We start from the raw sequence: 1,759 nt of genomic DNA, 5'->3' as shown, positions 1-1,759 counted from the left end.
CCCCCCACCAACCACACAGGGCCAATGAGAACAGGCTCGAGGTGCTCCTTAGAAAGGAGGTGATCCAGCCGCACCTTCCGGTACGGCTACCTTGTTACGACTTAGTCCCAATCGCCGGTCCCACCTTCGACAGCTCCCTCCCCACAAGGGGGTTAGGCCACCGGCTTCGGGTGTTACCAACTTTCGTGACTTGACGGGCGGTGTGTACAAGGCCCGGGAACGTATTCACCGCAGCGTTGCTGATCTGCGATTACTAGCGACTCCGACTTCATGAGGTCGAGTTGCAGACCTCAATCCGAACTGAGACCGGCTTTTTGGGATTAGCTCCACCTCACAGTATCGCAACCCTTTGTACCGGCCATTGTAGCATGCGTGAAGCCCAAGACATAAGGGGCATGATGATTTGACGTCGTCCCCACCTTCCTCCGAGTTGACCCCGGCAGTCTCCTATGAGTCCCCGCCATAACGCGCTGGCAACATAGAACGAGGGTTGCGCTCGTTGCGGGACTTAACCCAACATCTCACGACACGAGCTGACGACAACCATGCACCACCTGTAAACCGGCCGCAAGCGGCCAACACATCTCTGCGCTGTTCCAGTTCATGTCAAGCCTTGGTAAGGTTCTTCGCGTTGCATCGAATTAATCCGCATGCTCCGCCGCTTGTGCGGGCCCCCGTCAATTCCTTTGAGTTTTAGCCTTGCGGCCGTACTCCCCAGGCGGGGCACTTAATGCGTTAGCTACGGCGCGGAAAACGTGGAATGTCCCCCACACCTAGTGCCCAACGTTTACGGCATGGACTACCAGGGTATCTAATCCTGTTCGCTCCCCATGCTTTCGCTCCTCAGCGTCAGTTAATGCCCAGAGACCTGCCTTCGCCATCGGTGTTCCTCCTGATATCTGCGCATTTCACCGCTACACCAGGAATTCCAGTCTCCCCTACATCACTCTAGTCTGCCCGTACCCACCGCAGATCCGGGGTTAAGCCCCGGACTTTCACGGCAGACGCGACAAACCGCCTACGAGCTCTTTACGCCCAATAATTCCGGATAACGCTTGCGCCCTACGTATTACCGCGGCTGCTGGCACGTAGTTAGCCGGCGCTTCTTCTGCAGGTACCGTCACTTTCGCTTCTTCCCTACTGAAAGAGGTTTACAACCCGAAGGCCTTCATCCCCCACGCGGCGTCGCTGCATCAGGCTTGCGCCCATTGTGCAATATTCCCCACTGCTGCCTCCCGTAGGAGTCTGGGCCGTGTCTCAGTCCCAGTGTGGCCGTCCACCCTCTCAGGCCGGCTACCCGTCGTCGCCTTGGTAGGCCATTACCCCACCAACAAGCTGATAGGCCGCGAGTCCATCCAAAACCGCAATAAAGCTTTCCACCAACATGGCATGCGCCAGAAGGTCATATCCAGTATTAGACCCGGTTTCCCAGGCTTATCCCAGAGTCAAGGGCAGGTTACTCACGTGTTACTCACCCGTTCGCCACTAATCCCCCAGCAAGCTGGGATCATCGTTCGACTTGCATGTGTTAAGCACGCCGCCAGCGTTCATCCTGAGCCAGGATCAAACTCTCCGTAAATGCATTACAGACACGCACCCACCACCAGGAAAAACCAGTAAACAGGCACGCGCAAAATTCGAAACCAGCCAAAAACAACCACACAACACCACGGGGTGGCATCATGCAGCCAAATTCAACCAATCAATAAAACAATCGGTATCAACAAACATGGCACACTATTGAGTTCTCAAACAACAG

Annotated in this window: 1 rRNA gene; it reads right to left on the bottom strand. The window is 55.7% G+C overall.

The features are described from left to right. Positions 1 to 52: 52 nt before the first annotated feature. Positions 53 to 1,579, bottom strand: a 16S ribosomal RNA gene (locus IWX64_RS16785). Positions 1,580 to 1,759 lie beyond the last annotated feature (180 nt).

Source organism: Arthrobacter sp. CAN_A212 (assembly GCF_015752345.1).
GTDB lineage: Bacteria > Actinomycetota > Actinomycetes > Actinomycetales > Micrococcaceae > Arthrobacter_D.
Note: the sequence above shows the minus strand (reverse complement) of the source record. Positions and strands in the feature narration are given on the sequence as shown.